The organism is Paenibacillus athensensis (assembly GCF_004514475.2).
Lineage (GTDB): Bacteria > Bacillota > Bacilli > Paenibacillales > NBRC-103111 > Paenibacillus_AL > Paenibacillus_AL athensensis.
The window spans coordinates 249,894-272,633 of the sequence record NZ_MYFO02000001.1 but is presented as its reverse complement, the minus strand read 5'-3'; the positions used below and the strand labels follow the sequence as shown (position 1 = coordinate 272,633).

Annotated in this window: 21 protein-coding genes; 4 read left to right on the top strand and 17 right to left on the bottom strand. The window is 54.3% G+C overall.

All coding sequences use genetic code 11. The annotated features are described in order from the left end of the window. Nucleotides 1–129: 129 nt before the first annotated feature. The 3 genes from B5M42_RS01175 to rnz all read right to left on the bottom strand — a co-directional run bounded on the left by B5M42_RS01175 (nucleotide 130) and on the right by rnz (nucleotide 2,370). Nucleotides 130–831, bottom strand: coding sequence for an LrgB family protein (locus B5M42_RS01175; RefSeq protein WP_134750514.1), 702 nt, complete (start codon nucleotides 829–831; stop codon nucleotides 130–132). Next, on the bottom strand, nucleotides 821–1,201 hold the full coding sequence (locus tag B5M42_RS01170) for a CidA/LrgA family protein (RefSeq protein ID WP_134750516.1): 381 nt from the start codon (nucleotides 1,199–1,201) through the stop codon (nucleotides 821–823). Before B5M42_RS01170 ends, B5M42_RS01175 begins: the two co-directional genes overlap by 11 nt. A gap of 233 nt (nucleotides 1,202–1,434) precedes the next feature. Next, nucleotides 1,435–2,370, bottom strand: coding sequence for a ribonuclease Z (gene rnz / locus B5M42_RS01165; protein WP_134750518.1), 936 nt, complete (start codon nucleotides 2,368–2,370; stop codon nucleotides 1,435–1,437). 194 nt (nucleotides 2,371–2,564) lie between these two features. Here rnz and B5M42_RS01160 point away from each other — a divergent pair, with 194 nt between their 5' ends. Beyond that, entirely contained in the window at nucleotides 2,565–3,701 is a 1,137-nt protein-coding gene (locus B5M42_RS01160) for a zinc-dependent alcohol dehydrogenase (protein ID WP_134750520.1), read from the top strand. Nucleotides 3,702–4,157: 456 nt separating this feature from the next. Here B5M42_RS01160 and metH read toward each other — a convergent pair whose 3' ends face one another. Further along, complete coding sequence (gene metH, locus B5M42_RS01155; protein WP_134750522.1) at nucleotides 4,158–7,598, bottom strand: methionine synthase; 3,441 nt, start codon at nucleotides 7,596–7,598, stop codon at nucleotides 4,158–4,160. A gap of 220 nt (nucleotides 7,599–7,818) precedes the next feature. Between metH and B5M42_RS01150 the strand changes: the two genes are divergently transcribed. Then, nucleotides 7,819–8,361 (top strand): 1,2-dihydroxy-3-keto-5-methylthiopentene dioxygenase, encoded by a 543-nt coding sequence (locus B5M42_RS01150; protein WP_134750524.1) that lies wholly within the window; start codon nucleotides 7,819–7,821, stop codon nucleotides 8,359–8,361. Nucleotides 8,362–8,444: 83 nt separating this feature from the next. Here B5M42_RS01150 and B5M42_RS01145 read toward each other — a convergent pair whose 3' ends face one another. The 3 genes from B5M42_RS01145 to B5M42_RS01135 all read right to left on the bottom strand — a co-directional run bounded on the left by B5M42_RS01145 (nucleotide 8,445) and on the right by B5M42_RS01135 (nucleotide 10,174). Continuing rightward, the gene (locus tag B5M42_RS01145; RefSeq protein ID WP_134750526.1) at nucleotides 8,445–9,266 is read right to left on the bottom strand and encodes an HAD family hydrolase; all 822 of its coding nucleotides are present in this window, start codon (nucleotides 9,264–9,266) and stop codon (nucleotides 8,445–8,447) included. Nucleotides 9,267–9,318: 52 nt separating this feature from the next. After that, nucleotides 9,319–9,507, bottom strand: coding sequence for a DUF896 domain-containing protein (locus B5M42_RS01140; protein ID WP_134750528.1), 189 nt, complete (start codon nucleotides 9,505–9,507; stop codon nucleotides 9,319–9,321). Nucleotides 9,508–9,769: 262 nt separating this feature from the next. After that, nucleotides 9,770–10,174: a LysM peptidoglycan-binding domain-containing protein gene (locus B5M42_RS01135; protein WP_167689670.1), complete on the bottom strand. Its 405-nt coding sequence runs from the start codon at nucleotides 10,172–10,174 to the stop codon at nucleotides 9,770–9,772. Nucleotides 10,175–10,319: 145 nt separating this feature from the next. Here B5M42_RS01135 and lexA point away from each other — a divergent pair, with 145 nt between their 5' ends. Further along, nucleotides 10,320–10,940 (top strand): transcriptional repressor LexA, encoded by a 621-nt coding sequence (gene lexA / locus B5M42_RS01130; RefSeq protein ID WP_134750532.1) that lies wholly within the window; start codon nucleotides 10,320–10,322, stop codon nucleotides 10,938–10,940. Between the two features lie 69 nt (nucleotides 10,941–11,009). Here lexA and B5M42_RS01125 read toward each other — a convergent pair whose 3' ends face one another. From B5M42_RS01125 to B5M42_RS01115, 3 genes are all read right to left on the bottom strand, one after another. Beyond that, nucleotides 11,010–13,661, bottom strand: a complete 2,652-nt coding sequence (locus B5M42_RS01125; RefSeq protein WP_167689672.1) for an RICIN domain-containing protein — start codon at nucleotides 13,659–13,661, stop codon at nucleotides 11,010–11,012. Between the two features lie 272 nt (nucleotides 13,662–13,933). Then, entirely contained in the window at nucleotides 13,934–14,800 is an 867-nt protein-coding gene (locus B5M42_RS01120; RefSeq protein WP_134750534.1) for an SDR family oxidoreductase, read from the bottom strand. Nucleotides 14,801–14,960: 160 nt separating this feature from the next. Continuing rightward, the gene (locus B5M42_RS01115; protein WP_134750536.1) at nucleotides 14,961–15,380 is read right to left on the bottom strand and encodes an Rrf2 family transcriptional regulator; all 420 of its coding nucleotides are present in this window, start codon (nucleotides 15,378–15,380) and stop codon (nucleotides 14,961–14,963) included. 241 nt (nucleotides 15,381–15,621) lie between these two features. Between B5M42_RS01115 and B5M42_RS01110 the strand changes: the two genes are divergently transcribed. Next, nucleotides 15,622–17,625 carry a hypothetical protein gene (locus tag B5M42_RS01110; RefSeq protein ID WP_134750538.1) on the top strand — a complete coding sequence of 668 codons (2,004 nt, stop codon included), beginning with the start codon at nucleotides 15,622–15,624 and terminating at the stop codon, nucleotides 17,623–17,625. A 378-nt stretch (nucleotides 17,626–18,003) separates the two neighbouring features. On the opposite strand, the gene B5M42_RS01105 is transcribed toward B5M42_RS01110, so the two are convergent. The 7 genes from B5M42_RS01105 to B5M42_RS01075 all read right to left on the bottom strand — a co-directional run bounded on the left by B5M42_RS01105 (nucleotide 18,004) and on the right by B5M42_RS01075 (nucleotide 22,738). Further along, on the bottom strand, nucleotides 18,004–18,183 hold the full coding sequence (locus B5M42_RS01105; RefSeq protein ID WP_134750540.1) for a hypothetical protein: 180 nt from the start codon (nucleotides 18,181–18,183) through the stop codon (nucleotides 18,004–18,006). Nucleotides 18,184–18,367: 184 nt separating this feature from the next. After that, nucleotides 18,368–18,700 carry a LytTR family DNA-binding domain-containing protein gene (locus B5M42_RS01100; RefSeq protein ID WP_134750542.1) on the bottom strand — a complete coding sequence of 111 codons (333 nt, stop codon included), beginning with the start codon at nucleotides 18,698–18,700 and terminating at the stop codon, nucleotides 18,368–18,370. Nucleotides 18,701–18,702: 2 nt separating this feature from the next. Further along, nucleotides 18,703–18,840, bottom strand: a complete 138-nt coding sequence (locus B5M42_RS01095) for a hypothetical protein (protein ID WP_167689675.1) — start codon at nucleotides 18,838–18,840, stop codon at nucleotides 18,703–18,705. A gap of 4 nt (nucleotides 18,841–18,844) precedes the next feature. Beyond that, on the bottom strand, nucleotides 18,845–19,354 hold the full coding sequence (locus B5M42_RS01090) for an accessory gene regulator B family protein (protein WP_134750544.1): 510 nt from the start codon (nucleotides 19,352–19,354) through the stop codon (nucleotides 18,845–18,847). Beyond that, nucleotides 19,351–20,016: a hypothetical protein gene (locus tag B5M42_RS01085; RefSeq protein ID WP_134750546.1), complete on the bottom strand. Its 666-nt coding sequence runs from the start codon at nucleotides 20,014–20,016 to the stop codon at nucleotides 19,351–19,353. Before B5M42_RS01085 ends, B5M42_RS01090 begins: the two co-directional genes overlap by 4 nt. Nucleotides 20,017–20,494: 478 nt before the next feature. Beyond that, nucleotides 20,495–22,141: a family 14 glycosylhydrolase gene (locus tag B5M42_RS01080; RefSeq protein WP_134750548.1), complete on the bottom strand. Its 1,647-nt coding sequence runs from the start codon at nucleotides 22,139–22,141 to the stop codon at nucleotides 20,495–20,497. A gap of 189 nt (nucleotides 22,142–22,330) precedes the next feature. After that, complete coding sequence (locus tag B5M42_RS01075) at nucleotides 22,331–22,738, bottom strand: hypothetical protein (protein ID WP_134750551.1); 408 nt, start codon at nucleotides 22,736–22,738, stop codon at nucleotides 22,331–22,333. Nucleotides 22,739–22,740 lie beyond the last annotated feature (2 nt).

The window sequence follows — 22,740 nt, the reverse complement described above, 5'->3', positions numbered from 1 at the left end:
ACGATGATTAAGCGCAGATTTTCGCGTTGTAAATATTTTGTAAGGAACGACGCTTCGGGATATGAAAAAAGCCGCCCCTCCGCGCGGCGTTCGCAGTGTGGGGGCAGCTTTACGGCGGCAGGGCGGCCGTCAATGACCGTGATGGCGCAGCCAAATATAAATCGGGATAAACAGCAAGGCGGTCACGATACCGCTCACGCCCATCGCCAATCCCGCAAAGCTGCCGCGCAGCTCCGAGTCGCGCAGCATCCGGCCGGTGCCGATGCCGTGCGCAGCAACGCCGACGGCAAGTCCGACGGCAACGTCGTCCTTGATGCGCAGCCAGCCGAGCACGCGGGCGCCGACCATGCTGCCGAACAATCCGGTCAACACGGTGAGCGTGGCGGTCAGCTCGGGAATGCCCCCTAGCCGCCGCGAAATTTCAATCGCGATCGGCGAGCTGACCGATTTGGGCAGCATCGACAGCACCAGCTCGGCGCTGCCGCCAAGCAGCCCGACCAGGGCTGCGGCTCCGACGATGCCGGTTACGCATCCGGCCAGCAGCGCGGCTGCCAGTGTGACGAGATGTCGGCGAATCAGCGCAGCGTGCTTGTAGATTGGCACACCGAGCGCTACGGTGGCCGGTCCGAGCAGCAGCGTCAGCAGCGAAGCTCCCTTGGCGTAAGCTTCATAGGGAATATGAAAACCCAGAAGCACGACAATCAAGCAGCCGGAGCCGGTAAACAGCGGATGCAGCCAGCCCCAGCGCTGCTGCAGCAGATTGGCTGCGGCATAGGCGATCACGCTGAGCGCAAAGCCGAACAACGGATTGCTGATGAATTCATTCGGCATCTTGTTGGGCCTCCTCCAGCGCCGTCATCGGTCCGACGCTTCGTTTCCGCAGCGTCGACGCCGTCCAGCCCGTAACGACAAGCACTGCTGTCGTCGTTCCGACCACGCCGCCCAGCACGGCAAGCCATTGCGCGCCCAGCAGCGGAAACAACGCTACACTGCCGACAACAAACGGCATGAAGTAAAGCAGCATATGGCGGGTCAGCCAAGTCGCCGCCGTTTCCACCCATTCCAGCTTGACCACTTTGGCAAACAAGGCGACCGTAAATAAAACAAGCCCAATCACATTGCCGGGCAGCGGCACGTGCAGGCTTGTCTGCAGCCAGACGCCTATCAGATTAAAAGCAAGTAAAATGGCGAATCCGAGCATTGCTCCTCCATCCGGTCCGTTCCGCAGGTTGCGGCTGCACCGTTAACCGTGGAACTTGTCCTTGTTCCGCGAGCGGAATATTTCCTTGAACAGCACGTAAATCAGCGTGGACATAAATACGGAGATCAGCACCTCCGCTGCTGAAAACTCCACAGCGCTTCCCCTCCTTGCATGCGGCATGGTTACAGGTATACCTATTGTATGCCGCAGGAGGGGAAAACTTGCCGCGCCGCTTAACGCGCGACTTTTTTGGCGATTTCGTAGCTCCAGAAATCGCGGGCCAGATGGCTGTCGGGATGCAGCGCCCGGGCTTCCTCCAGAAGCCGGTCGGCCTCGTCAGCCTGATACCGCGAGCTGATATGCGTCAGAATCAGCGCGGAAGCGCCGGCCTGCTGCGCCGTGCGGGCCGCATCGGCACTCGTGGCGTGGTCGAACGCCGCGGCCAGCTCTTGCTTGTCCATGCCAAACGTGGCTTCATGGACAAGCACATCGGCGGCGCGGGCGAGCCGCACCGCGCCGGCGCAATAGCGCGTGTCGCCGAGCACGGTGACGACACGCCCGGGAATCGGCGCCCCGACGAAGTCGGCGCCGCACAGCACGCGACCGTCGTCCAGCGTGACGGTCGCGCCGCTCTTGAGCCGGCCGTACAGCGGCCCGGCCGGCACGCCCGCGGCCCGCAGCTTGTCCAGCTGCAGCGGGCCGGTCTGCGGCTTCTCCGCAACGCGGTAGCCGAAGCATTCGATGCGGTGTTCGAGCCGCGCCGCTTCAACCGTGAACTGCTCGTCCTCAAACAGCAGCCCCTCCTCGGCGATTTCCACAATCTCCAGCGGATAACCGAGGTGGCTTTCACTGACGGACAGCGCCGTTTCAATAAATCGCCGTACGCCCTTCGGCCCGTATACCGTCAGCGGTGTGTCGCCACCCAGATGCGAGCGGCTGGAGAGCAGCCCCGGCAGCCCGAAGAGATGGTCGCCGTGCAAATGCGTAATGAACAGCTTTTCCAGCTTGCCGGGCTTGACCGGCGACTGCAAAGCCTGGTGCTGCGTCGCTTCGCCGCAATCAAACATCCAGAAAACGCCCCGCTCGTCCAGCAGGTTCAGCGCAATCGCTGTCACATTCCGTTGTTTGGACGGCATGCCTGCTCCCGTTCCAAGAAAATACAGCTCCATCGTCCTCACCCTTTCCTCTTGCAAATCCTATAAGAATCGCGGCCCCAAGTCAACTTCGGACCATTCCGCAACACGGGCGGCTCCGGATCGCGGGAGCGGCAGTACGATGCTGTCCGCTCTGTCAAGAGTAACAAACCGGCGAATTGCTCAAGCTAGAGAGGAACCATCATTCCCCCCATTCAGCAGGAGGCCCCATGAAAGCTGTTACCTATCAAGGCTTTAATGACGTCAAAGTCAGTCAGGTTCAGGACCCGTCGATCGAAAAACCCGACGATATCATCATCCGCATCACATCAACGGCCATCTGCGGCTCGGATTTGCACTTGGTCCACGGGCTGATCCCCAATCTGCCCCATGACTTTATTATCGGCCATGAGCCGATGGGCATTGTGGAAGAGGTTGGCGCCGATGTCACTCGCGTCAAAAAGGGCGACCGCGTTGTCATCCCGTTCAACGTCGCCTGCGGCCAATGCTTTTATTGTACGCACCAGCTCGAAAGCCAATGCGACAACAGCAACCCGCACGGCGATGCCGGGGGCTACCTCGGCTACAGCGAAACGTTCGGCGGCTACGCTGGCGGTCAAGCCGAGCTGCTACGTGTGCCTTACGCCAATTTCGGCCCGCTTGTCATCCCCGAAAGCTGCGAATTGGAGGACGAGCAGGTGCTGTTCCTCTCCGACATTGCCCCGACCGCCTACTGGGGCGTCGACAATAGCGGCGTCAAGCCGGGCGACACCGTGATTATTCTCGGCTGCGGCCCGGTCGGCCTGCTTGCGCAAAAATTCGCTTGGCTCAAAGGGGCCAAACGCGTTATCGCCGTCGATTTCGTCGACTACCGCCTGGAGCATGCCCGTCAAGTGAATCGGGTCGAAACGTTCAACCTGGAACAACACGATCATTTGGGACAACATCTCAAGGAAATTACCGGCGGCGGCGCTGACGTGGTCATCGATTGCGTGGGATTGGACGGCAAAATGACGGTCATGGAAAAAATCGAAACCGCGCTCATGCTCCAGGGCGGCGCTTTGGGCGCGATCACGATGGCTGCTCAATGCGTGCGCAAGGGCGGCACGATCCAACTCGTCGGCGTGTATGGCCTGAGATACAACGCCTTCCCCCTCGGGGATTTGTTTGCCCGCAACATTACGCTGAAAATGGGACAAGCTCCTGTCATCCACTATATGCCCGAGCTGCTGCGCATGGTCGTCGACGGACGCTTCGATCCGACTGACATCATTACGCATCGGCTGCCGCTGAATCAAGCCGTGCACGGTTACGAGCTGTTTGATAAAAAAGCCGACGGCTGCATCAAGGTCGTGCTCAAGCCATAGACGGCTGCGCCGCCAAGCGACCGGATTGGCGTCTTGCCTGTCGCGCCGCACGTCGAAGCTTCTGCAATCCGCGGCACAGGCCTCAAGAGCTTGACCCGCAGGGCAGCGGTTTTCCGGTATGACCAGTCCCTCCACCGCGAAACGGATTCCAGCTTCGCTCGTTCCCTGTCCCGCGCAGCGCCTTTCGTGCTCGCGCGTCCCTCCACCGCGCAAAGGCTTTTTCATTCCCTCCGCCGCGCGCAAAAGGCTTCGCCCGAATGAACAACCATACGGGCGAAGCCTTTTTGCCGTTTACTGGTCCCCCCTGCGGCAGCGCCATACAGCGCGTTGACGCAGCGCTCCGTCAGCCGCCTCCAGTCTTGGGCACAAAACCTGTCCTCGGCGCGCCAAGACGCGCACATTCAGCCAGCTGCCCGCACAAGCCAGCCGCAGGTCGGCACGACCCACATCTGCCGGCTAGACTTTATCGACGTTAAAGTAACGGGCCTCCGGATGGGCAAACACAATCGCCGACACCGACGCTTCCGGCTCCATCATAAACGATTCCGTCAACTCAACCCCGATGTCCTCGGGCTTGAGCAAAGCAAACAGTTGCGCCTGATCGTCCAGATTCGGACACGCCGGGTAGCCGAACGAAAACCGCTGGCCGATATATTTGGCTCCGAAACGCTTCTGCATCGTCATATCCGGGGCGTCGGGAATGCCCCATACATCACGCATAATGTGATGGATCCGCTCGGCGAACCCTTCCGCAACCTCCAGCGCCGTCGCCTGCAACGCATGCGACTTCAAATAATCGCCCTTGTCGCGCCATTCCTTGGCCAATTCGTTGATGCCATGCCCGGCGGTCACGAGCAGGAAGCCGACGTAATCCATTTGCCCGCTGTCCACCGGCTTCAAGTAATCCGCCAGACACATAAACGGCTCCGTCTCCTGCCGCGGGAACGTAAACGTCTGCAGTACCTTGCTGTGATCGTCGGGATCGTACACAATCACGTCGTTGCCGCTGGACTGCGCCGGGAAGAAGCGGTACATCCCATGCGCCGTAATAATCCGGTTTTTTTGCGCTTCATACAAAATCGAATCCACGGTATCCTTCAATTGCAAAGCTTTCGGGTCGCTGCTGCCCAGCAGCTGCTCCACTTTGCCCTTGAGCCCGAGATGATGCCCGAGCAGCATTTGCATATTGACATATGGCATAATATGGCTGATCGGGTAATCGCGCAGCACATGGCGCTCCAGATCCGGGGGCGTCTGCACCGGCACGTCGCGGGAGATCGCCGAACGCATGATGACGTTGCTTTTGGGCTTCTGGTCTTTTTTGCCGGATTCCATCACATCGGACTCCATGCTTTCGCGCAGCTCCTGTACAAGACGTTCCCGCTGACCTGGATCGCTCAGCTTGTTGGCGATATCCAGACCGTCCATCGCATCTTTGGCATACAACACCATGCCTTCGTATTCAGGCGCAATCCGCGTCCGCGTAAACTTGCGCGTCAACGCCGCGCCGCCGACAAGAATCGGCACATCTACACCGGCTGTGCGCAAATCCTGCGCCGTTACGACCATTTGCTGCGCCGACTTCACGAGCAGACCGGACAAGCCGATCGCATCCGGCTTTTCCTTGCGGAACGCTTCAATCAATTGCTCCGGCGGCACCTTGATGCCCAGATTGACGATATGGTAGCCGTTATTGGACAAAATAATTTCCACCAGGTTTTTGCCGATATCGTGCACGTCGCCTTTGACCGTCGCCAGCAGGATTTTACCTTTAACCGCCGACTCCGATTTCTCCATGAACGGCTCCAGATACGATACCGACGCCTTCATCACCTCGGCGCTTTGCAAAACCTCGGCCACGATCAGCTCATTGTTGTTAAACAGTCGGCCAACCTCCTCCATGCCCTTCATCAGCGGCCCGTTAATGATTTCCAACGGCGCATATTTGGTCATGGCTTCGTCGAGATCGGGAATCAGCCCTTCCTTCGTCCCTTCTACGACATAGGAAGCCAGCCGCTCTTCCAGCGAAAGGTTGGAGATTTTCTCTTTCTTCTCGACCTTCTTCTCCCGAAAATGAGCGACGAACTGCGCCAGCGTATCGTCATTGGTATGATAAATCAGCTCTTCGGCCAGTTGCCGTTCCGCTTCAGGAATCGACGCATAGCGCTCCAGCTTTTCTGTATTCACGATCGCGTAATCAAGCCCGGCTTTTGTACAATGGTACAAATAAACGGAGTTCAGCACCTCGCGACCCGCGTCCGGCAAACCGAACGAAATGTTGCTGAGGCCGAGAATCGTTTTGCAAGCCGGATATTTCTCTTTGATCATGCGGATGCCTTCAATCGTTTCGACGGCCGAGCCGATATACTGCGGATCGCCGGAGCCGACCGGGAACATGTTCGGGTCAAAAATAATATCTTCGGCATTCATCCCGTATTTGCCGGTCAGCAGCTCGTATGCGCGCGTTGCCACTTCCATTTTCGCTTCGCGGGAAACGGCTTGTCCCCGTTCGTCGATCAGGATGCAAACCACGGCAGCGCCGTAACGGTGAATCAACGGCAGGATGCTTTGGAACTTCGATTCGCCGTCTTCAAGGTTGATCGAGTTGATAATCGCCTTGCCTTGCGAATATTTCAGTCCGAGCTCGATGATGTGATCGTAGGTCGAGTCGATCATCAGCGGAACCTTGACCTTTTTGACCACATATTGCAAAAAGTTCTCCATCGCATACGCTTCGTCGATGTCCGTATCCTGCAGGTTGATGTCGATGACATGAGCCCCGTTTTTGACCTGCGCGCGGGCGATTTCCGAGCCTTCCTCGAACTTGCCTTCCTTGATCAGACGCTTGAATTTGCGCGAGCCGGAAATATTCGTCCGTTCGCCGACCATGATCGGACGATTATCCTGCTCAATGTAGACCGTCTCGATGCCGGATACCGCTGCGGGATGGTCGCCGTATTCCTGCCGCGGCTGATAACCTGCCAGTACTTCGGCCATTGCCTGAATATGATCGGGTGTCGTGCCGCAGCAGCCGCCGGCGATGTTCAGCCAGCCGTTTTGAGCAAAATCGGCCATTTTCTTCGCCAGCGATTCCGGCGATTCGTGATAATGACCGTTTTCGTCCGGCAAGCCGGCGTTCGGATAGCAGCTGATGGCCGTTTTGGCAATGCCCGACAAGGTGCGGATATGGTCGCGCATGAATTCCGGTCCGGTCGCACAGTTCAGACCAATCGAAATCGGCTGCAAATGCTCCAGCGAGATGTAGAACGATTCGATATTTTGGCCGGCCAGCGTTGTACCCATCGGTTCAATTGTACCGGAAATCATAATCGGCAGCGTGACGCCCAACGTATCGAAGGCGCGGCGAATACCGATGCTGCCTGCCTTCACGTTCAACGTATCCTGCGAGGTTTCCAGCAGCAGCGCATCGACACCGGCTTCGATCAGCGCCAGCGCCTGCTCGTAGTAGCTTGTCTCCAATTGCTCGAACGTGACGCCGCCGGTGACGGATAACGTCTTGGTCGTCGGTCCCATCGCCCCGGCCACATAACGCGGCCATTCCGGCGTCGAATATTTGTCCGCAGCAGCAATCGCCAGCTTGGCGGCAGCCAGATTAAGCTCGCGGTGCCGGTCCTGTAAATCGTATTCGGCCAATACCACACTGGTCGAACCGAACGTATTCGTTTCTATAATGTCGGCTCCTGCCGCAAAATACTTTTCATGAATGTTCTGAATCACATCGGGACGCGTCAATACAAGCATTTCGTTACAGCCGTCGAGCTCTTCGCCGCCAAAATCGTCCGGGGTCAAATTCTCCTGCTGAATCATCGTGCCCATCGCGCCGTCGAGAATCATAATTTTTTTCTTCAGCTGTTCCTGAATGGGGGGTTTACTCATTTTTTGTCTTCCTTTCACTGGTGCAACGCCGAATTTCACGCACGCTTCATCAAAATAAGTTAACATTTAGTGTATCAGAATCCAGCCTGCAAGGGAAGATTGTAAAATATCAATTTTACCTATGGATTTTATCGGAATTTGTGAGGACACTCCATCGACAGCCGCGGGCTTTTCCACTATAATACAAGTAACTTTACCGATGAAAGAGGGATTATTGGCAATGGCACAAATCCGCATTCGCAATACGAACGAGCGCATTGAAGACGAAGCGCAGGTCAAAGCTTTTCTCGAAAGTCAAGAAGTCGTCTACGAGCATTGGAACATGGAGAAGCTGCCGGCCGAGCTGCGCGAGAAATTCGTGCTGAGCGATGAAGAAAAGGCACAAATTACGAGCATCTACGATCCGGAAATCCGCGATCTCGCCGCTCGCCGCGGGTATGAAATCTGGGATGTGATTTCCTTGTCCGACGCTACGCCGAATATCGAAGAGCTGCTCAAGAAGTTCGAGCAGGTCCATACGCATACCGAAGATGAAATCCGCGCCATCGTGGCCGGCAAAGGCATCTTTATCATTAAAGGCAAGGACGAGGTCGGTTATTTCGACGTCGAGCTGGAGGCCGGCGATGTCATCTCCGTTCCGGAAAATACGAATCACTTCTTCACGCTGATGGAAAACCGTCAAATCGTGGCTGTCCGCTTGTTTATCGAAAAAGACGGCTGGATCGCTTACAATGTTGACGACCCGGCGTTCGTAAAAGCATAACGCTTTTACGCCCCATTCAAAAACCCGGCTGCCGCCAAGGAACCTCCGTTCCACTTGCGCAACCGGGTTTTTTATCGTTGATATCAGCGGCTCGCCGCCGGCAAATCGCTTGTAGACAGGCTGGCGATAATCGGCAAAATCTCCTGCAGTCGCGATACTTCGTATGCCGGTACGATTTCGTCGCTGCGTTGGACCTGATGGTGATTGATCCAAATATTGCGCATGCCGATGCTGCCTGAGCCAAGGATGTCGGTGGTCAGCTTATCGCCGATCATGATGCAATCTTCTGCGGCCAGATCAAGCAGTGACAACGCATGGCGGAAAATCGATGCGGCCGGCTTACCTTCGCCGAACTCGCCGGAAATGACGATATGGTCAAAATATCCGGGAATGTCGGGCACTCCCGCCAGCTTTTCCTTTTGCAAATCGGGCGAACCGTTTGTCAGCAAAAGCAGCTTGTATTGGCCCTTCAACGCGTCGAGCACGCGAAAGGTCTCTTCATATACCAGCGGACGCTTGCGCCGTTCGGCTGCAAACCGTTCGCCAAGCTCGCGGCCCAGCTCCGGATCGTCTACGCCTAGCGCTGCAAGTCCTTTTGTCCAGGAAGCCGAGCGGTAAGCAGGCGCAAATTGCTCCAGCTTGCGGAACTCCTCCTGATGGCCGGACGTAAAGTTGGCCCACAATCCCTCAAAGGGGTTAATACCGATCATTTTGGTAAAAGGAAACGCTTCATGCGCTTCATATAACGCGCGCGCTTCGCGGCGGACTGCCGCTTCCAGCTCCTTGGGTTCGACACCCGCACGACGGGCTGCTTCCTCGCAAGTGGCTGTAAACGCTTCCTCTACACTGCGTTCATCCCACAATAATGTGTCATCCAAATCAAACCATATGGCCTTCAACGTCATGTTCCCGTTCCCCTTTTATGCGCTTTAATCGTGTTCTTTCATCTATGTGAAGCTACGACGGCTCCTCATCCGTAAACTTGATGGAATCCAGCTGTACCTTGAGCGCACTGCGGAATGACTCAATATATTTTTTCCGCAATTCATTGCGCTCCTCGATTTCTTCGTCCGTCAGGCCCTTGGTTTTGGCTTTGCGCGCGAGTTCGTTAATACGCTGAATACTCTGCTCAATACTGTCGCTCATAGAATCCTCCTTGCCTTGCAATATGAGTATAACTTTGCCATCCCGCCCCGTGAAAGTCAAGCACATACCGCCACAGGAACATTTGTTCCATATAGATGATTTGCCGCATTCCGCCAGTGTGAAACGGACTGCTCCTGTTCTCCAAGTATATGAACAAAAAATGCAAAAAAGGCTCCTCTACTGTAAGTTCAGTAGAAAAGCCTTACTTTCAGCATAAGACAGTCCGCCTTGACTAGCGGCTTAGCTGCATAAAAAATACTATTTAAGGAAGCAACAGCACTTGCCCTTCATAGAGCACGCTGCTGTCCAAATGATTGAAAGCCTTAATCTTTGCAATATAAGAACGAATGTTCGAATCTTGATCCAAGCGATCCTGAGCGATGCTCCATAGCGTGTCTCCTCGTTCTACCGTCAGCTTTACAGGCTCTTCAAAAGCCGCTCCGGCCGAAGCCGTGTTGTCCACGTTCGGCAATTCATTGCTGCTGCCGGCATAAGCCTTCACAATGGCGCCGCAAGAAAGCAAAATTAAAAGAACAACAAAAACAGCCATAAAACGCAGCGGTTTGCCAAAAAACAGCGATAATTTATGAAAAGCAGACTTGCTGACAGACAGCTTCACCTGCTGTGGCGCACGTTGTACAGAAGCTTCAGAATACGCGATATACATTCTCATCATCTCCCAAACATTTGTTCTGATTTTAGATTATCACGAACAAGCGTTTGCGTCAAGAGCATGTTCGAACTTATGTTTGTACGAACTCCGGTTCTGTGTTATACTCGTTGTAATGATTCCCATATTGGAGTGATAACCATTGAGTAAAATATCGCAGCGCCAGCAGGCCATTTTGGAATTTATTAAAAATGAAGTGAAAGATAAGGGCTATCCACCTTCCGTACGCGAAATCGGCGAAGCCGTAGGACTTGCTTCCAGCTCCACTGTACACGGGCATCTGGAGCGGCTGGAGAAGAAAGGGATGATTCGCCGCGACCCCACCAAGCCCCGCGCCATCGAGATTTTGGGCGAAGACGTCGCTTCCTCCCACTTCGCGCTTTCCGTAGCACGCGTACCCTTGATCGGCAAGGTCACGGCCGGCGTACCGATTATGGCCACAGAGAACATCGAGGACTACTTCCCGCTGCCATCGCATTATGTCGGCGACAACAACGTGTTCATGCTCAGCGTCATCGGCGACAGCATGATTGATGCTGGCATCCACAACGGCGACTACGTGATCGTCAAGCAGCAGCAGACGGCTGACAACGGCGATATCGTCGTAGCCATGACCGAAGATGACGAAGCGACAGTCAAGCGTTTCTTCAAGGAGCGCGACCACATCCGCCTGCAGCCGGAGAATCCGGCTTTGGAGCCGATTCGCCTCAAGCATGTGACTATTCTCGGACGCGTTATTGGATTGTTCCGCGATATTTATTAGAAAAAGGAACTGCACCCCGGCAAGTACGGGAAAGCAGTTCCTTTTTTCGTGATCCGTTTGTTGTCCGCTTTACTGCGCCAACCGCTGCACCGTTCCGCCCGAATTGGCCGCATTGCCTGTATTGTTCAAAATATGCGTGATTTCCCCTGTTCCGCCAAGTGACACGGTCGTCATATTATGAAACTTCACACCGCTTACGCTCGGAGCTTCAATCGCACTTTGCAGCTTCACACTGGGATTGGAGCTAAAGTAACAGTAGATGCCCAACCCCCACGCCTCATGGCTGGTAACCGAGCTTGCTACCTTATAGGAAGCATAGCCGTTAACCGTGCCGTTCATCCAGCTGCTCTGATTCGGTACATCGTAAGGAATTTCGCTTTGATAAAAATAGACACGCCCGCCGTTACCGTTCCACAGCGTTTGATACTGGTGGTAATGCTCCACGAACAAGCCGTAGATCGTCACATTCGCTCCGTTTACGATCAGACCGTTTTTCGTCGTGTTTGTATTCCAGCCTACGCCATAGGAATGATCGGCGCGCCAGATCCAGAAATGGTCGCCGATGACGTTGCTGCTGTTGATGCGAAGGCTGACGTCAGCCTTTCCGACTGCTGCGCCGCCAACGCGGAAAAACAAATCGTGCAGCGATGTCGGATTGGACGCATGGCTGGCCGAGCTGCCGCTTGGTCCGACCTCCAGCAAAATCGGCGAATTGACCGTACCCGCGTCAAAAAGCAACCCTGCTACCTTGACTCCGTCCACATCGGCAATCGACATGGCATTGACCCCGTTGTCGGGAATGAGCGTCGCCAGCCCCAAGCCAAGCACTACTGTATTGGCATTTGTGATGCGAAGCGTATCGTTCAGGTGATAAATGCCGGGTGTAAACAGCACATGCTTCCCTTGGCTCAATGCCGCATTGATCGTGGACGCCGTGTCCACGCCCGACTTGGCAATGTAGAACTGATCAATCGGAATCGATTGTCCGGCAGTCGTGCCGCTTGACCAGGTCGTGCCCTGAGTATTGGTCGTCAGCGCCGGGACGAATACGCTATAATTGCCGCCACTGTCTATAGTCAAAAACGGCTTTTCGCGTACGGTCGGCGTTTGACTGACGACGGTATGCGGCGGATTCGGCCAGGATGCGCCGGATGGCGCGCCGTTTACGCCAAGGAATACCATATTCCAGTTGGAGCCCGCCCAGCTGCCGAACTGCGAGTTACGCGAAAACCACTGCTGCTGCCCGCCGGAGTTCACTTGATTATCAATCTTTGAGTCGGAAATAAACCCTCCGCTCGACCAGCCGCCGTCATCCAGCGCCAAATTGCCGCGAATGTGCATCCGCCGAAACGGCGCTGCTTGCGATACGGCCCAGCGGTTCGTTCCGCCCGACGGCGTCACCGAAAGATTTTCCGCTGCCCGCCAGAAATTTTGCGTGGCGTTACCTTGAAACCAATCCGCTTCCGCATGCACCGCTCCATTAATCGTTACATCGTCCGGCGACATGCCGAGTCCCAGTACCTGCGTATAAAAGCCCACATTCACATCCACGTTGTATGTGCCCGGCTTAAACACAAGCGCATAGCGATTGGTGCCGAACTGGTTGGACTCCTGTTGGCTGAACACGCTGTTCAACTGACTCTGAATGCTGGAGGCCGACATCGATGGGCTGAAAATTTTCACATTCGGTCCAAAATCGGGAGCCGTTCCCGGCGTTGGCGTCGGCGTGGCCGAAGGCGTCGGCGTTGGCGTTGGTGTGGTTAGTTGAACCAGCTGCCATCTGCGTGCCGCAGTAGCCGTATTTCCCCAAATTTGCACATTGGTGCCGTCGGAGGTTCCCGCACTGACGACATCGAGCGCTTTACCGGCATTTTGATTCAACAGCAAATACGTGCCGTCGCCGTTGCTGTTGATCGACCATTTTTGCGCGCCTGTCCCGTTGCTCGTATAAATCTGAACGTTCGAGCCGTCAGCGGTCCCGGCCGCGGCCACATCTAGCGCTTTACCGCTACCGACATTGATCAGGGTATACGTGCCGTCGCTATTGGAGTTCGTTTGCCACTGCTGGGCTGCCGAACCGTTATCCGTCCATATTTGCACATTCGTTCCGTCCGTCGTGCCTGCGCTGGCCACATCGAGCGCCTTGCCGCTGTTCGGATTAATCAGCTTATAGATCCCTCCCGCAACAATGACGCCGGGTGTGGGCGTAGGCGTCGGTGTAGGAGCAACGGATGTGAAATTGAGCCAATTAACATTAAAGCCGGTCGTTGCTGCATACAAACGCAAGGTTTGCGCACCCGCAATCAGACTCGCGTTGACACTGACCGTCGTCCATGTCTGCCAGCCGCCGGTGTTGGGGATATTGGCTGTTGCCAATACGGTCCCTCCTGCATTGCGCAGCTGCAGCTGCTGCCCGCTGTTGGGCGAAGCGACCCGGAAATCGACTGTATAAGTGCCCGCCGCCTGCACATTCACGGCGTAATCCATCCAATCGCCCGCATCCAGCCAGCCTACGTTCAACCCGCCGCCTGTATCGCTCGTCGCCTCCGTCTGAACGCCATTCATTGCGCTCCAATTTTCCGCCTCAACTTTACCGGGCACATTGACCGTCGCTGCTTCGGCCGCCGGCGGCTCCCAGGATAAACTCGTTAACACCGTCATAATCGCCAGCAAACAAACCCAAAGCGGCTTATAGGCTACCCGTCGTACTTTCATTTGCATAACTAACCTCCTTAATGGTATACCGCCGGATTTGACCGACGGCCGCTATGATAGCGCTCTCATTTTTCTGAAAATTAACTGAAATGCTCGCTGTTGTTCGCACACCTCCATTTTTTGAAATCGATTTCATTTATGTGAAGCAACTACGATCGTGAAATCGATTACATCAATTTATTAAAAAAAGTGAGCCACAGACGCGCCAGCGAGCTCGCTGTGCGCACCTGTGATTCAACTTCTCTGATCGTATCTTATTTCCCTTTATTATGCAATACCTATACCGTCGATCCGCTGGCCCAGCCCCGGATTACATCGGCGAGCGGAGTCACCGGACGGCCAAGCAGCTGCGGCAAATGCTCGCTGACTACCTCCAACGCCCCTTGACGAATAGCCGTTTGCATCTGTGCCAGCATCTGTGCAACGCCATCGGGAAGTCCGTTTTCTGTCAAAAGCGCGGCATACGTGTTGCTGTCCAGATTTTGTACAGCCACCTCTTTGCCGATAACTTGCGCTAGCTCCTCAGCAAACTGCTCATTCGTCCGCAGAGGTCCCGACAATTCATAAATGGTGTGCTCGTGTCCTTCACCCGTCAACACCGCTGCTGCGGCTTGCGCGTAATCGCAACGCGCGGCCCATCCGACTCGGCCGGCTCCAGCTGCAGTTATCCAGGGTGCTCCTGCAAGCACGGCCTGCACAACCGTCGCTTCATTTTCTGCGTACCAGTTATTGCGCAGGAACGAATACGGAATACCGCTTGCGCGAATGGCTGCTTCTGCCGCCCGGTGTACCGGTGCCAAAAATAACGGGCTGTCGTCAACGCCTGCCAGGCTTGTATAGGCGATGAAGCCGACTTTGGCCTGTTGGGCGGCTTCAATGGCTGCCGCGTGCTGGCGAATGCGGGTATCGTTATCCCCTTGGGACGAAATCAGCAACAGGCGGTCCACTCCGGAAAATGCCTGTTCCAATGTCTCCGGCCGGTCAAAGTCTCCCTCACGCACCTCCACACCGCGCGCAGCCAGATGCGCCGCTTTGTGCGAATCACGTACGCTAACCGCGATTTGTTGCGCCGGTGTTAGCGCCAGCAAGCTTTTCACGACCTGATCTCCCAATTGCCCCGTTGCACCTGTCACCAAAATCTTCATTGCCATCAACCTCCATTATTATAATAGAAAGTGTTATAACTATATTAGTTACAACTGGTATATAAGAAAAACTCCAGCTGGAGTTAATCGCCAACACCCGCTCGCGTTAACGCCTTTCGGCGATATCACACGAGCCTGCTTGCATGTTCTTACAAAGGACTCAGGTGAATTTCGCAACCAGCTCCTGCAGTGTAACCTGTTGCAGTCGTTGCTCCAGCGCCCTCTGCGCTTCCTGCAATTCGCTGCGCAGGGCGCCTTCGATATTGCGACCCACGGGGCAATTCATATTGGGTTCGCCGTGAATATGAAATAAGCCGCCGGCCTCCGCCACTTCTACCGCCCGGTAGATATCAAGCAGCGTAATTTCTCTGATGTCTTTCATTAAAGTTGCCCCGCCAACCCCGGGACGAACCGCAATAAGCCCCGCCTTCTTCAGATTGGCCATGATCCGTCTGACGATAACCGGATTTGTGTTAATGCTCCCCGCCATATAATCGCCGGTACAAAGCTGCGAGGAAGTAACCGCGATCAGCGATAAAATATGTACTGCAATCGAAAATTTGCTGCTGATTTGCTTCATCCATGATCACCTGCCGTTGTAACCATTCTAGTTACTTCTTGTTTGCTTGTCAAGCTTTCAAGCACCTATCTCTCTTACCAGATGCAAACACTTTGGTAAATTTAGGAATAAAGACTCATATATAAGATGCCCATTTCACTGAAATAGTTTCAAAGTCCTGTAATTTATATAGTAAATTCAGTCATAATCCCTTATAATATCCTTAAAAAGTGGTTTGATCCAAGAACAGGAGCGTGGCGCCGTGCACCAAGCAGCAAGCTCTTCCCGTTTCGCCAATCATACGGCCCCGCAACCGGAGCGCCAGTCGGAGTCTGTCGCGGAAGTCGCCGGTGAATCTGCTTTCTCAGGCAACCGGATGCCTGTCGTGACTCCCGGTAATGCAGCGGTCCTGCAAAGAGCCGTTGGCAATCGCGCAGTGGCCGACATGCTGCAGCAGCAATCCCCAGTGGCCAAAGGCCCTGCATCCGAACCGCACAGATCCAAGCCCGCGCTGCAGCGCAAATCTGCTGACGACGGACATCATGCCGAGAGCATGAGCGCCAATAACGCACGAACAAAAGCCGTAACCTGGGCCCACGGTCGTCAGCAGATTCAGCGCGTGCTGCGCCCTTTTGATACCGAATACAAGGATGTCGAAAAGATAGCTGCCTACCGCGACCGTATTACGCGCTTTGCCGCCGAGGTCGATCGCTTCGTCACGCAAGCGCGTGAAGAATCCGTGCAATGGCACAGCTTCGACGGCAATCCCAATGCGCACCTGCAGAACTGGTTCGCCATCGCTGACGCGTATCTTCGTGATCCGGATACCCAGCCCGATCTGATTCATGCCCGCTTCGGTTATGCCATTGAAACGCTTGCTTGTCAGCGAATCGGCAATTTTGAAGGACTTACCGTCGAAATGCAATATGCCGAGGGCCACACCCGCCCCGACATCGTGGTATTTGACGGTGACTTTCAGGTAGCATGGCTCGACATCACCAGCTCGCAATCCGCCGGCCACATTCAGGGCAAAAGCGGTGCAGGTTGGAAAAAGCGTCCGTTTGTTTATGAGATATTGTACAATCCCTTGAATATGCAAGAAATTCTTGAAGCGACCAACGACGATTACTACGTTGAATACGGACAATTCATGAAAGCGGAGCATCACATCGAGCTGGAGGAAAGGCAGAAAAAGCAAGAAGAATTTCGTGGAAAATTCACCGATTTTCAAACGACGCAAGGCTGGAACGATACGTCCGGCAACTCGCTGAATAAACGCACGGCGACGCAAAACTTTTTATTTTCACAATTTCCGGCTGAAGAGGATGAAGAAGTCAAATCAACCGATCGGTTCAAAAAAATGCCGTCAGCGCGCGGCGCCCTGAATTATTTACAAATTAACGACGGGCCGTTCGGGTTCAATCGCGGCGACGTCTCCAGCAACAGCTCTGCCATCAAAGCATTGATCGACCAAGAAGCGGCCCCCTCTATCGAGCATCGCAAGACGGAGCTGGTCGCTAACAAAAATAAAGAGCTGATGGATCAGTTGAAGCACTTTGAGCATATTCCGCTGGTTCAGTCCTTTATGGACAGGCTGCTTGACGGCTGGGCCGATCGCGATACTGCCAAAACCGGCATGCTGCTGAAACAGGCTCTGGAGGACCTTAACGGACTCAACGATTTGCAGAATGACGTCCGGCAGCTGATCCAACAGCAAGGAGACTGGCGTGTCAAGCAAGTACTGGACACCATCGAAGAAATTCGCGGTGCCTTCCCTACTCAAGCGATATTCAGCGATCTCGGCGACTGGCGGCGTAAGGTGAAGCTGGTTCATAAGCGAGCGCGGCTTGTCTATAGCATCCTCGAGATGCAGCTTACTTTCATCCATTACATGAAAGCCAAAAAATACAACATGTTTAACTGGCCGCGCGAAGTCGGCCGAATCGCGACGGTTCTGAGCGACGAATTCCCGCAAGACGAAAGCATCGTGAAGGCCGCCCAACAATGGATGGCACAAAACCCGGTTCAGAGCGGCCCCGTAGATGAAGAAGTGAAAATGAATGAAGAACCTCCACGCGATATCCAGCCAGAAGATTTCGGCGGTGCTGGCGGTTTGGGCGGATTCGGCGGCTTGGTAAATGCCGGAGGCTTTGGCGATTTGGGACAAAACCTCAATCCTACGGTACTGAATGGTCCGCAGCCCGGTCATTACCCGCATGTTGATCTGGGCGGCACGCAAAGAATGGGCATCAACGAAGAGCTCTAGCTTGTCATACAAACAAACGCCCTGCCGGTGGCATGTATTCATGCGCGCTGACAGGGCGTTCTTTAGCAGGCCTATGTTCAAGTAGACGATAGGCTCGCTATCGTTAATATCGCTTAATGTGCCGGAGACAGTCAACGTACTGCGACGAGTTGTATCAGGGAGATTGTCGAGCTTCAGCGTCGGCCCTACCACAGTCAGTATGATGACTTCTTTATCACAGTCTTTTTACATCATCAGGCTTTCGATAAACAGAAAAAAACCCCAACGCCTGGCGTCGAGGATCGATGAATACAAATAGGCATGGCCTGTTGCAACCCTTCGTCAAACATGTACGACGACAAGGCAGACAACGGCCAAGCGCCTCTCCCGCGAAGGTCCCTACCGTATGCTCCCTCCGGTATTGGCGCCGCATAAAGCGGGCGTTTCGCATTCCGCAGAGCGAACCGGGTCCTGCTTGACCCGCTGCTCGATATAGCGTCCTACTTCTTCCGTCGACGCTCCTTGATGCAGCATCCTTTTGATTGCCAAAATTTCCTCAACCGTCTGCTCGATGTTCATGGAATCCCCTTTCTGCGCTTGCGTGCATTTGCGTCCGAACGCAAATATATTTGCGTCCGAGCGTAACTCTACTATACACATAAAAGGGAATGAATGGTATGTACAGAAAGGTATACCTTTTCAGTTGTTGACAGGAAATACAAAGTGTGTTAAATAAAATAGCTGCCCCACCAAGTGGAAGCAGCTAGGATTTGCAATACAGCTCGTGTGCGGTTCTTGAAACCGTAACTTTACTGCCATCTGTGAAATAAGCTTCATACTTGCCGAACACCTTTTTCTTGCTCCAGCTCGCAATCTTGCTCATATTCACAATCGTGCCCGAATCCACCCGCGCAAAACCGAATTGGGCGAGAAATCTGGACGCTGAATCAATGGGGCCCATCATCTCCCACTCCAGCTCTTGATGGCGATCCGTATGGACGAACAAGGCGTATTTGGCCACCTTGTAGACATAGAGCACTTGATCTTTCGGAATATCCAGCGGATCTCCCTTGTCGTCCAGACAGTTAAACAGCATGGTTACTGCAGTTCCAGCGGAAGCTGCTTATCTCCGATGGATCCTTTGAAGAACAGGAAATAAAGGATGAAGACCAAAGTAAACGAAGCGAGATAAACATGCGTTTTGGCTTCGCCGATATAGTTTGCATATCTTTCCATAAAATCACCTCCTCTCATGGGGCAGCAATAGCAGAGCCTGCGCCGCAAAGCTGACGGCTGCCTGATCGCTGAGCCAAATCAGATTCAACCCGACGATCAGCCCGGAAAAAAATTTCATATATCGGTACATATACACCGGCACGCCAGTCACATTCCGCGGAGCTCGCCACAGCACCAGCAGCAGCGCCGCTGTATTGACAGCTCCTGTTGCTGCAAGCGGCAGCTCCACAAAGCCAATGGCAACGAACAAAGCGACAGTAACGGCCCAGCACAACGTTAACGAGCGAAAATGAAAGCCTCCGGAAAAAGCCCGCAACGCGAAAAAGCAAACCATCGCCACCATCGCCTGTCCATATTTTCCCCACATCGCGCCCAGCAGCGCCGTAGACAAAATGACGCCGATCATGTTGATGCCGACGGCCAGCCGGTATTCGGCCAGTTGCTCGCTCATCTCCCGCCTGATCCACCCTACTCTGGAAAGCCTGCGCGCCACTACGTCGATCGGATCTCTCATTGTGCACTCTCCCTCTTGCGGGATACAACAATCAGCAAAAACAACGCAAGCAGCGCACTCGGCACAATAATATACACATGCTGATAGTAATTCATTACCCAATACATGGTGCTGGCCAGAATCAGCGCAGCCAGCACGTTTAACGCCGAAATCACGCGCTGCACATTGGAAGCCAGCTCTTTCTTGCGGTCATGCGGCGGTACAGAAATATATGAAAAACCGTAACCTCCGTAATACAGCGCCAGACAAATCAGCAAACTGACAAGATGTGTGCAAATTTGTATCAGATATGTGCCTGCTCCCTGAGTAATTTGCGCATCCGCCATGTTGACCATATTCGTAACCAGCAGCAGGGCATAAACGACATTTTGCGTCGAGACGAAAGCCAGATAACCGACTGTCGCGAGCGTAAATGCCCGGTTCCAGCGCACCCGGAATAGCAATTTGAGCGAAAGAATGACAAGACCGTACTGAACCGTCGCGTCCCAGTCAGCCCATTGGAACACGACGCGGTCGACCCAGGAAATAATGCTCAGCGTCAGCGCAATCGCCGCTATTTCCCTGGCGTAGCCCCAAAACGGCCAACGGTAGATTTTGAAAAGAAACGCAAACACGACCACGATATCCAAAAAACCAAGCGCGACGTACAGCACGGTATTCATGATTTCCCCCACATTTTACTTTCTTTCCCTCTACAATAACACTATGGAAGTTTTCATTTCTACAGATTTTGCAGATTGTCGAAATTTAAAAAATATTGGCTAGCAAATATGGGATTAATAGGATTATAACGCAGTTAACTGGTCTTGTCTTATATAAAAAAAAGGCTAACCCTGAGCTGCAGGTTGGCCTGAACATACAAAGACGCCCTTGCGGGCGTCAGCAATCAGTCGGTCACCTGACCGTTTACGGAAGTCGGGAACGCATCCTCGACGGTCGCGCGATCCGCCTCTTTCATTTCCAGAACTTCCTGTTCCTCAGGAAGCAGCTGTTCGTCGTTGGACATGGACAATCACCTCCTGCTCATTCGTTCGCCGCGAGCGGAGCATTTCCCTGCTTATTCCTTCGGAGATGGATCCAGCTGCCAAGGAGCAGGCTGGCCCTATGGCCCGCCTGTTCCGCAGCCGCACCTGCGACAGATCAGTTTTGCCAATTCAACGTGTAGGTAGACGTCCCTCCGGCGATGTAGGGCACGGTCCAGCTGTGGTTGCCGCCATTCTCCCACGTGACGGCGCCGGACGATGTTTTCTTGATCGCCTTGAAGCTGTAAGCGTGCGACGCCCCAAGATTAAACGTGGCTTTCCATACGCCGCCGCCGACATTGGTCGCCGGGATGGCAAAGCCCGTATTCCATGCCCCGAACTCCATCCGGTCGCCGATCAGGTAGACGCTTTGGCCCGCCGCTGGATTCGCGCCATTAATGGTTACCGTCACCTTCTGCGGCTGCAGCGCCAGCGCCTGCGTGAACGGACTCAGCTCTGCAGTAGCCGCGCCGCTTGGGGTTACGACATTTTCCAGCCGCAGCAGGGCAAAGCCGTCGAAGCCGTAGTTGAACGTGTTAAAGGCTGCGCTATTGTACAACGCCGAGTTGCCGCTGATTGCCAGCGCATTTTCCGCGTCATGCGGCACGCCCTTTTGCAAACACAAGCCCGCGACATACTGTACAAGCGCCTGCGGCTGGCTGTAGTACGGATACCCGGCGTTGTCCTGCAGCTCCAGCGCTGTGAAGGCCAGATCGACATTGCTGGTCTTGTACTGGTCGATCATTGTCGAGTAGTTGTACAGACCCGCTGTATTTTCGGCTTCATGCGGCACCGAAGGGTTGTTGTATTGCCAATGGATGCCCGGCATCTTGGCCCCCAAGCGCACACCGAACGTATCCAGCGCCGGATGAGCCTTGGCCATTACATTGCTCATATGCGTCGTCAGCACGCCTTGATACCATGTCAAAAAGTCCTTGCCGTACGTAATCGTATACCCCCCTGTGTTAAAAAAGCTATCTCCGTTCGAAGGCGGCATGACTTGATTGAAGCCGCTTAGCGACGTTCCCCAAGCGCTGTTCAACGCGCCAATCGTGCTGTATTTGGCTTGCATGGCGCTCTGGAAGCTCGCGATGGCCGGGCCGGAATACGCCTGGAGCTTGCCGCGTCCCGGATAAGTCCAGCCGTCAGCAGCGTTGTAGCTCGGATAGCGCAGCTCGCCGGCCGGGCCGAGTCCGATATAGATTTTATAAAACGAACCCTGAAACGCGCTCATGTTGGCTGCAAACGATTTGAACGCCTCATCGTACAGCGTGTATGCCGTCGTGAAATAAGGAGCGACGTATTCGTTGTTGTAGTAGCCGGTCTCGGACTTGTATTGCATTTGATCCTGTGTGCCCAGCGACCAGACCCAGCTCGGAACCGGAAAATTGCAATTGTCGCCAACGTTGCCGCCGCACTGGTGAAAAGAGAAAATCGGCGCAATGAGCAATCCGGCGTTTTTGATGTGGGTAAACACATTCTGATAATAGCTCCAGTTGAACTGATTGCGCGTCGTCGGCTCAAAATGGTTCCACCACATGTCAACCTCTACGACCTTGACGCCATAGTTCTTCAAGGTTGTCAGCTGCGCGTCAAAAGCATTGAAATCGGTGATATCCGGCAAATTAAGCATAACGGACACCTTGTAGCCGCTATCGACCGCCGCTTCTCCCCTGACGGCACAACCGAGCAGCAGCGCCGCTGCGAGCAGCACCATCGCCAGCCAGCGGGCCGGCTTGAATCTCCAAACATGAACCTGATTCATAAATTCCCTCCTTTGGATTAAGAAACATGCTCATTGTAATTTTCTGCAAGTCTCTCGCACACTGATATTGTTGACGTAGCGGGAGGAATTTATTGACCACATGTCAAGCGATGGACCTGTTGCGTCAATCCCCTATCAGCGCATTAAAAAAAGCCGATCCCGATCGATCAGCTTCATATATAGCTTTGCCTATAGCTCCTGTTCGCGAAACGTCTCCCTTAGCAAGTACGCGCTGCTTGGCTGCGGATGATCCATAAATGCGCCAAACAGCTCCAGCGCTTCTTCCCATGTCAGCAGCTCGTTGGTGAACGCCTGGATCATCCCCGCACTGTAACGCACCTTGACAGGGAAAAGGGTCGATTTCTTCCGCCCGACCACATAATGACGGAACGCCTCCCCTTCTCCGATCCGATATTCGACAATCATCCGGCTGGCCCCGCCTCTGGCCTGCAAACAAGCAGATTCGCCAACAGTAAGCTCGCAAAAGGAGTGCGTACGCGCGTCCATCTGCTGCAAATATCGTTCGATGAAGTCAATCGCCGGCTCGTATACAATCAGAGGACAGTTGTCGATTTCATAGCGAAATTCCCCGACCATCG

Bases quoted from the DNA above. Each gene is read 5' to 3' on its own strand.
- B5M42_RS01175 (WP_134750514.1), bottom strand. From the start codon at position 831: ATGCCGAATGAATTCATCAGCAATCCGTTGTTCGGCTTTGCGCTCAGC.
- B5M42_RS01170 (WP_134750516.1), bottom strand. From the start codon at position 1,201: ATGCTCGGATTCGCCATTTTACTTGCTTTTAATCTGATAGGCGTCTGG.
- rnz (WP_134750518.1), bottom strand. From the start codon at position 2,370: ATGGAGCTGTATTTTCTTGGAACGGGAGCAGGCATGCCGTCCAAACAA.
- B5M42_RS01160 (WP_134750520.1), top strand. From the start codon at position 2,565: ATGAAAGCTGTTACCTATCAAGGCTTTAATGACGTCAAAGTCAGTCAG.
- metH (WP_134750522.1), bottom strand. From the start codon at position 7,598: ATGAGTAAACCCCCCATTCAGGAACAGCTGAAGAAAAAAATTATGATT.
- B5M42_RS01150 (WP_134750524.1), top strand. From the start codon at position 7,819: ATGGCACAAATCCGCATTCGCAATACGAACGAGCGCATTGAAGACGAA.
- B5M42_RS01145 (WP_134750526.1), bottom strand. From the start codon at position 9,266: ATGACGTTGAAGGCCATATGGTTTGATTTGGATGACACATTATTGTGG.
- B5M42_RS01140 (WP_134750528.1), bottom strand. From the start codon at position 9,507: ATGAGCGACAGTATTGAGCAGAGTATTCAGCGTATTAACGAACTCGCG.
- B5M42_RS01135 (WP_167689670.1), bottom strand. From the start codon at position 10,174: ATGTATATCGCGTATTCTGAAGCTTCTGTACAACGTGCGCCACAGCAG.
- B5M42_RS01125 (WP_167689672.1), bottom strand. From the start codon at position 13,661: ATGCAAATGAAAGTACGACGGGTAGCCTATAAGCCGCTTTGGGTTTGT.
- B5M42_RS01120 (WP_134750534.1), bottom strand. From the start codon at position 14,800: ATGAAGATTTTGGTGACAGGTGCAACGGGGCAATTGGGAGATCAGGTC.
- B5M42_RS01115 (WP_134750536.1), bottom strand. From the start codon at position 15,380: ATGAAGCAAATCAGCAGCAAATTTTCGATTGCAGTACATATTTTATCG.
- B5M42_RS01105 (WP_134750540.1), bottom strand. From the start codon at position 18,183: ATGAACATCGAGCAGACGGTTGAGGAAATTTTGGCAATCAAAAGGATG.
- B5M42_RS01100 (WP_134750542.1), bottom strand. From the start codon at position 18,700: ATGCTGTTTAACTGTCTGGACGACAAGGGAGATCCGCTGGATATTCCG.
- B5M42_RS01095 (WP_167689675.1), bottom strand. From the start codon at position 18,840: ATGGAAAGATATGCAAACTATATCGGCGAAGCCAAAACGCATGTTTAT.
- B5M42_RS01090 (WP_134750544.1), bottom strand. From the start codon at position 19,354: ATGAGAGATCCGATCGACGTAGTGGCGCGCAGGCTTTCCAGAGTAGGG.
- B5M42_RS01085 (WP_134750546.1), bottom strand. From the start codon at position 20,016: ATGAATACCGTGCTGTACGTCGCGCTTGGTTTTTTGGATATCGTGGTC.
- B5M42_RS01080 (WP_134750548.1), bottom strand. From the start codon at position 22,141: ATGAATCAGGTTCATGTTTGGAGATTCAAGCCGGCCCGCTGGCTGGCG.
- B5M42_RS01075 (WP_134750551.1), bottom strand. From the start codon at position 22,738: ATGGTCGGGGAATTTCGCTATGAAATCGACAACTGTCCTCTGATTGTA.